Genomic DNA, 7,418 nt, shown 5'->3' on the forward strand with positions numbered 1-7,418 from the left:
GACCCGGGGGCGGTGATCGGGTTCGCCGGGCTCTACCTGCACACCCTGGACGGGGAGCGGGTGTTCAACCTCTACTACCGGTTCCGGCCGTTCGCCTGGGGCAAGGGGTACGCGGCGGAGGCGGCCCGGGCGGCGATGGCCGAGGGGCTGCCGCGCCACCCCGGCATCCCGGTGATCGCCCTGATCCACGCGGACAACCTGCCCTCGCGCCGGCTCGCCGAGCGGCTCGGGCTGGTCGCCGACCCGGACGGCCGCACCGACGAGGAGGACCGGGTGATCCACCGGATGGCCCCGGCCCTCGCACCGGCCTGAGCCGGAGATCCCCCGCCGGGGGGAGCGGGATCGCACCGTGGGCGGAGGCCCCGGGGCGGGGCCCGGCGGGACGGTGGGGGCATGAGGATCAACGAGCACGCGGTGCGGACCGGGGCGGCGTGGACGGCGGTGGCGGCGACCGGGCCGTACCTGACGCTGAAGCTGCTCTGGCTGACCGGGCACCCGGTGGGGTCGGACGCCCCCGGTGAGATGGACCGGCTGTGGCTGGTGAACCTGCTGACCTTCGGCATGGACGCGATCGCCGTGGCGCTGGCGCTGGCGTTCGCCCGGCCGTGGGGGCGGCGGGCACCGGCCGGACTGGTGGCGTTCCCGATGTGGGTGGCGACCGGGCTGCTCGGCACGATCCTGATCGCACTGCCGCTGTACCTGCTGAGCGTCCTGGTGCTCGGGCCGGAGCACGGCGACCCGGACGACAAGGGCATCGGCGACTGGGTCTTCCTCGTCGTGTACGGCGGCTTCGCCGTCCAGGGCCTCGCCCTGCTCACCGCCTTCGCCCTGTACGCCCGACAGCGCTGGGCCGGGCTGCTGCGGGAGCGGATCGGTGACCTGCCCGGCTCCCCCACCCTGACCGTGCAGCGCGTCCTCGCCTGCGTCGCCGCGCTGCTCGCCGCGGGCGTCGCGGCGGTCCGCGCCTACTGGGCACTCGGCGGCACCGCCGGACTTCCGCGGGACATGGCCGAGGCCCGGAGCCGGGGCGTGGCGGTGATGGACGGGGTGGCCGCGGTGATGGCGGTGGCCGCGGCGGCGGCGCTGCTGGTCCTGGTCTTCCGGATCCGGCCGGGGCGCCGGGTGCTCGGGCCGCTGCTGGTGGTGTGGACGGCGGCCGGCTCGCTGTTCGGCTGGGGCGGCTGGCAGCTGGTGGCCTTCGGGGTGACGACGACCCGGGTGACCGAACTGCGGACGGCCGTGCCAGGGCTGACACCCCTGGTGCAGAGCGCCCAGGTGGTGGCCTCGGTGCTGGTCCTGGCGGTCGGGGCGACGGCGTTGACCGAATGGGGCGCCCGCCGGCGCGCCGCTGCCGTAGAGTCGCGCGGGTGATCACGGGGGTGGGCCGCCGGTTGCGGCGTGCGGCGGGGGCCGCGCTGGGGCGTCGGGCCCGCCTGCGCTGGGTGCACCTGGTGCTGGGCGGCGCGCTGCTGATGCCGTACTGGATGCTGTCGGTGGTGCTGTACGGGGCGCTCGACCCGGACCAGTCACCCGCCCGCCAACTGCTGATGTACGTCCTGTCGTTGCTCACCTCGCTGCCGATGGCCGCGGTCACCGCGCTGGTGCCGACGGTGCGGGGCCTGGAGGGCGCGGCCGCGCGGGCGCTGTGCGCGGTGGCCCGGCCGGAGGACCTCGCCACCGGACCGGCCCGCTCCTGGACCGCCCGCCGACGCACCGCGCTCTGGTACGTGCTGCACGTCCTGTTCGGCGGGGTGGTCGCCGGGATGACGCTGGCCGGCACCCCCTTCGCGGTGGTCCTGGTCCTCGGCTTCGCGGGGACCAGGGAGTTCGTCCGGATGTGGGAGCGGCACTTCCCCGGCTGGCTGGTCACCGGCCCGGCCCTCGGCCTCGGCGTGCTGCTGCTGATCGTCGGCACCAACGCCGCCTGCGGGGCGCTGCTCGCCCGCTGGGCGCCCGTCCTGCTCGGCCCGACCCCCGAGGAGCGGGTGGCCGCCGCCGAGCGCCGGGCCACCGTGCTCGCCCAGCGCAACCGGCTGGCCCGCGAGCTGCACGACTCGGTCGGGCACGCGCTCAGCGCCGTCGGCATCCAGGCCTCGGCCGCCGCCCGGGTGCTGCGCAGCAACCCGGACTTCGCCGCCGAGGCGCTCGCGGCGATCGAGGAGACCGCCCGGGGCGCCGTCGCCGAACTCGACGCCGTCCTCGGGCTGTTGCGCGAGGAGGACCCGGAGGCCGCCGAGCCGTCCGGGCCCACCCTCGGCGGGCTCGACGACCTGCTGCGCCAGCTCGGCCGGGCCGGGGTCGCGGTGGACGGCGAGCTGGCGCCCGGGCTGGGCGACCTGCCCGCGGCGGTCTCCCGCGAGGCGTACCGGATCGTGCAGGAGGGCCTGACCAATGTGCTGCGGCACGCCGGGCCCGCGCCGGCCAGGCTCCGGGTCGGGCTGGCCGGCGACCGGCTGGAGATCGAGCTGACCAACCCGCTCGGCCCCGCCCGGCCGAGCCGCCCCGGCGGCGGACGCGGACTGCGCGGGATCGCGGAACGGGCGGCGGCCCTGCACGGCGGCAGCACGGCGGGGCCCGGCGAGGACGGAACGACGTGGCGGCTGGCCGTCTGGCTGCCGGTGGGAGGGACGACGTGAACGAGCACGAAGGTGCGGACGAAGGCGTGGGCCGGGCCGCGGACAGCATCCGGGTGGTGATCGCGGACGACGAGCGGCTGGTCCGCCTGGGCCTGCGGGTGGTGATCGACAGCGAACCGGGCCTCACCGTGGTCGGCGAGGCCGCCGACGGCGCCGAGGTCGTCCCGCTGGTGCGCGAACTGCGCCCCGACGTGGTGCTGATGGACGTCCGGATGCCCGGCATCGACGGCATCCGGGCCACCGAACAGCTCGTCAACGGGATGGCCGCGCCGCCGCGCATCCTGGTCGTCACCACCTTCGAGCACGACGACCACGTGTACGACGCGCTGCGCGCGGGCGCCGCCGGGTTCCTCCTGAAGCGGGCCCGGGCGGAGGAGATGGTGCAGGCGGTGCGGCTGGTCGCGCGCGGCGACTCGCTGCTGTTCCCGGCGGCCGTCCGCGAACTCGCGCTGCGCCACGGCGCGGACCGGCGCCGGGAGGCCGAGCGGGCGGACCGGGCGGGCCGGGGGCCGATCCGGCGGCTGACCGAGCGGGAGGGCCAGGTGTTGCGACTGATGGCCACCGGGCTCAGCAACGGCGAGATCGCACGGCAACTGGTGGTGAGCCCGGAGACGGTGAAGACGCACGTCGGCAGCGTGCTGGCCAAGCTGGGCGCCCGGGACCGCACCCAGGCGGTCATCGCGGCGTACGAGTCGGGCTTCGTGCTGCCGGGCTGACACCCGCTCAAACCGCTTCCTCGGCGCCGCGCAAATCGAACGTGGATTCCACCCGATCGTCACCAGCGAGTAGAGTGCGGTTTTCCCCCGAAAACCTCCGATACCTCCCGTATCGCCTGGAACGAACTGGTGGCCGCATGACTGTCCGGACCCGGCCCGCGCTGTGGTGGCGCATGGGCATCGTGCTCTCGGCGGGCCTCGGCCTGATCCTCGGAACCGCGCCGCTGGTCTACTTCACCGTGCAGAGCAACGTGATCGTGTTCGGCTACTTCATCGGCGCGGTGTACTGGATGCTCAAGCGCGGCATCGTGGACGCGCCCGCGCCCCGGCTGCGCGGCGCCGCCACGCTGTACATCCTGATCACCGGGCTGGTCTCGCACATCCTGCTCGAACACGGCGCCAACCCGCTGCCCGGGCTGGTGAGCGGGCCGAACAGGCTGGCGCACTGGTCGTCGTTCTTCCTGCACTACGTGACGCCGGTCATGGTGATCGTCGACTGGCTGGTGCTCAAGCCCCGCAACGCCGCGGCCTGGAAGGACATACCGCTCTGGCTGGGCTTCCCGCTCGGCTACGCGGCGATCGTGCTCGCCCGCAACGCGCTGTTCGACGACTACCCGATGCCCTACCCCTACTTCTTCTTCGACCCGACCACCAAGGGCTACGGCTACGTCTGGGGCCAGATCGCCCTGCTGACCGTCGAGTTCGTGGTGCTCGCCGCCCTCGTCGTCGGACTGGACCGGCTCGGGACCCGGATCGCGGGCCGGCTGCGGCCCGCGCCGCAGGCCTGACGCCCGTCCGCCGCAGAGACCTTCAGCCTCGGCGACCTTCAGCCTCGGCGAACTCCTGCCCGACGGCGCACCGGTCCGCTGTCGAGACCACCGGGGACCATTCCTCCCTGCCCCGGATGGGCCCTGAGGAGGAAGCGGATGGGCCCGCAGGAGGAAGCGGGTGCGGCTCGCCGGATGACGCCCCGACGGTGGGGCCCGCCCTAGCGTCGGCCGGGAGCGGTGGCGGAGGGGTTCCGCGGGGGAGACCGGGGTTCGGCGGAGGCCGGAGATGACACGCAGGAGCACGGGCAGGGCGGCGGCCGCGGCGGTGGCGCTCGCGGCGGCGGTGGGGTTGGCGGCGCCGGGGGCGGCCGCGGCCCAGGAAGGGCGGGCGAACCCGCTGGACGGGGTCTGGCGGACGGAGGGCTACGGCCTGCTGGTCGCGGTCTCCGGGGACCGGCTCACCACCTACGACGTGACGGCGCACAGCTGCGTGCCGGGGTGGATCACCGGGACGCGGACCGCGGCACCCGGACCGGACGGCACCACCCGCTACGGCATGGGCGACAACGCCCTGACGCTCACCCCCCGGGGCCGGAACCGAGCGGTGGAGCACGAGGAGGGCGGGGTCGGCAGCAAGACGCTCAACCGTCTGGACGCCCTGCCGCCGCTGTGCGCCACGCCGGCTGCGAACGACCCGCTCGCGGTCTTCGACCGGTTCTGGGAGAACTTCGAGGAGAACTACCCCTTCTTCGCCGCCAAGGGCATCGACTGGCACGCCGTCCGGGACGAGAAGCGGCGCACGATCACCCCGACGACGACCGTCGACCAGTTGCAGGCCGTCCTCGTGGACATGCTCCGCCCGCTCGGCGACGCCCACACCTCACTGGCCCGGGTGGTCGACGGGCACCCCGAGTTGGTCTTCGGCGGGCAGCGGCCCGGGTCGACCGAGGAGACCGAGGAGCTGGCCGCCCGCGCCCGGCAGGCCTCGGCCGCCCGGCTCACCGGTCCGGAGCAGCCTTTCGCCAACGGCCGGCTCGGCGTGGGCCGGCTCCCCGACGGCATCGGCTACCTCCGGGTGAGCAGCTTCGGCAGGTACGCCGCGGGCGGCCACCAAAGCCAGCTCGACGAGCTGGACCGCGCGCTGGACGCCCTGCTGGCCGGCCCGGACCGCCCGGCCGGACTGGTCGTCGACGTGCGGCTGAACGGCGGCGGCTCGGACGCGCTCGGGCTGCACATCGCCGCCCGGCTCACCGACCGCCCCTACGTCGCCTACCGGAAGGTGGCGCGCAACGACCCGGCCGACCCGGCGAAGTTCACCCGGCCCGAGCCGGTCACCGTGCACCCCTCGGCGGGCACGCGCTTCAACGGCCCGGTGGCGGTGCTCACCTCCTCGATCTCCACCAGTGCGGCGGAGACCTTCACCCAGGCCATGATGGGCCGCTCCCCCAAGGTGCTGCGGGTCGGCGAGAACACCCAGGGCGTCTTCTCCGACGTGATGATCAAGAAGCTCTCGCCGGACCTGATGGTCGGCCTGCCGAACGAGAAGTACCTCACCCGGAACGGCGGCACCTTCGACGGACCGGGCATCCCGCCGAACGTCCGCACCCCGGTGTTCACCCCGGACGAGCTGGCCGTGCTCAGGGACTCGGCCCTGAGCACGGCCCGCCGGATGCTCGTCGAGGACGCCCGGGGCCGACAGGACACCCAGGGCCGGCAGGACGCCCAGGGCAACCGGGCCGACCAGGGCGCCCAGGGCGACCGGGAGTAACAACGGCAGGCACGGCAGCGATGCCAGGCGCTACATCGGCTCCACCGCCCGCAGTTCGCCGTCCAGCTCCAGCCACCGGGTGAGCCCCAGGCCGCGCAGGAACGGCAGGTCGTGGCTGGCCACGATCAGCGCCCCCCGGTAGGCGGCCAGCGCCTGGGTGAGCTGGCGGACGCTGGCGAGGTCCAGGTTGTTGGTCGGCTCGTCGAGCAGCAGCAACTGCGGCGGCGGGTCGGCCAGCAGCAGGGCGGCCAGTGTCGCGCGGAAGCGCTCGCCGCCCGAGAGGGTGGCGGCGGGCCGGTCGGCCCGGGCCCCGCGGAACAGGAAGCGGGCGAGCCGGGCGCGGACCGCGTTGTCCCCGGTGCCGGGGGCGAACAGCTTGACGTTCTCCACGACCGAGCGCTCGTCGTCCAGCAGGTCGAGCCGCTGCGGGAGGTACCGCAGCGGCACCGGGGTGATGACCTCCCCCGCCAGCGGGGCGAGTTCGCCCGCGATGGTGCGCAGCAGGGTGGACTTGCCGGCGCCGTTGCGGCCGACCAGGGCGATCCGCTCGGGCCCGCGCAGGTCGAGGTCGGCGGTGGCGCCGTAGGGCAGCCGGACCTTGTCCAGGGTGAGCACGGTACGGCCGGCCGGGACGGCGGTGCGCGGCAGGTCGATCCGGATCTCGGCGTCGTCCCGCACCGCCTCCTCGGCCACGCCGAGCCGCGCCCTGGCCTCCTCCAGTCGCTCGGTGTGCATGCCCTGGAGGCGGCCGGCCGTCTCCTGGCCCTTGCGCTTGAGCATCCCGGCGAAGATGTGCGGGTCGTTGCGGGTGACCGAGCGCTTTTTGCCGTACGCGGCGCTGCGGTCCAGCCGGACGCGGGCCTCGGCCAAGTCCCGCTTCTGGCGCTGGACGTCGGCCTCGGCGTTGCGCAGCAGCCGCTCGGCCGTCTCCTGCTGGGCCGCGAGGGTGCGTTCGTAGTCGTCGAAGTCGCCGCCGTACCAGGTGACTTCGCCGTCCCGAAGGTCGGCGATCCGGTCGACGTGCCGGAGCAGTTCGCGGTCGTGGCTGACGATCAGCATCACGCCGTTCCAGCCGGCCACCGTCTCGTAGAGCCGCTCGCGGGCGGCCCGGTCGAGGTTGTTGGTGGGCTCGTCGAGCAGCAGGACGTCGGGGCGGGCCATCAGCAGGGCGGCCAGCCGCAGCAGCACCACCTCGCCGCCGGAGAGTTCGCCGGTGGTGCGGTCGAGGCCGAGGCGGTGGAGGCCGAGCCGGTCGAGGGTGGCGCGGGCGCGCTCCTCGACGTCCCAGTCGTCGCCGATCACGTCGAAGTGGCGCTGGTCGGTGTCGCCGGACTCGATGGCGTGCAGGGCCTCACGGGCGCCGCGGACGCCGAGCGCCTCGTCCACCCGCAATGTGGTGTCGAGCGTCAGTCCCTGTGGCAGGTAGCCGAGTTCGCCGGAGAGTTCGCCGGTGGTGCGGTCGAGGCCGAGGCGGTGGAGGCCGAGCCGGTCGAGGGTGGCGCGGGCGCGCTCCTCGACGTCCCAGTCG

7 protein-coding genes are annotated in these 7,418 nt (G+C 74.7%); 6 read left to right on the forward strand and 1 reads right to left on the reverse strand.

All coding sequences use genetic code 11. The annotated features are described in order from the left end of the window. The 6 genes from ACIQOV_RS18130 to ACIQOV_RS18155 all read left to right on the forward strand — a co-directional run. Positions 1–312 (forward strand): GNAT family N-acetyltransferase (locus tag ACIQOV_RS18130; protein ID WP_401049565.1); only part of this gene is annotated, 312 nt, incomplete at its 5' end. Between the two features lie 81 nt (positions 313–393). After that, entirely contained in the window at positions 394–1,371 is a 978-nt protein-coding gene (locus tag ACIQOV_RS18135) for a hypothetical protein (protein ID WP_401049566.1), read from the forward strand. Then, a complete protein-coding gene (locus ACIQOV_RS18140; RefSeq protein ID WP_401049568.1) occupies positions 1,368–2,636 on the forward strand; it encodes a sensor histidine kinase in 1,269 nt (422 codons plus the stop codon). The genes ACIQOV_RS18135 and ACIQOV_RS18140 overlap by 4 nt, the downstream gene beginning before the upstream one ends. Continuing rightward, complete coding sequence (locus ACIQOV_RS18145; protein WP_401049570.1) at positions 2,633–3,352, forward strand: response regulator; 720 nt, start codon at positions 2,633–2,635, stop codon at positions 3,350–3,352. The genes ACIQOV_RS18140 and ACIQOV_RS18145 overlap by 4 nt, the downstream gene beginning before the upstream one ends. A gap of 137 nt (positions 3,353–3,489) precedes the next feature. Further along, a complete protein-coding gene (locus ACIQOV_RS18150; RefSeq protein ID WP_401049572.1) occupies positions 3,490–4,140 on the forward strand; it encodes a Pr6Pr family membrane protein in 651 nt (216 codons plus the stop codon). A gap of 268 nt (positions 4,141–4,408) precedes the next feature. Beyond that, on the forward strand, positions 4,409–5,890 hold the full coding sequence (locus ACIQOV_RS18155; RefSeq protein WP_401049573.1) for a S41 family peptidase: 1,482 nt from the start codon (positions 4,409–4,411) through the stop codon (positions 5,888–5,890). A gap of 30 nt (positions 5,891–5,920) precedes the next feature. Here the strand turns inward: ACIQOV_RS18155 and ACIQOV_RS18160 are convergent. Beyond that, a partial coding sequence (locus tag ACIQOV_RS18160) for an ATP-binding cassette domain-containing protein (protein WP_401049574.1) occupies positions 5,921–7,418 on the reverse strand: 1,498 nt, incomplete at its 5' end.

It is taken from the genome of Kitasatospora sp. NPDC091257 (assembly GCF_044757675.1).
GTDB lineage: Bacteria > Actinomycetota > Actinomycetes > Streptomycetales > Streptomycetaceae > Kitasatospora > Kitasatospora lactacystinica.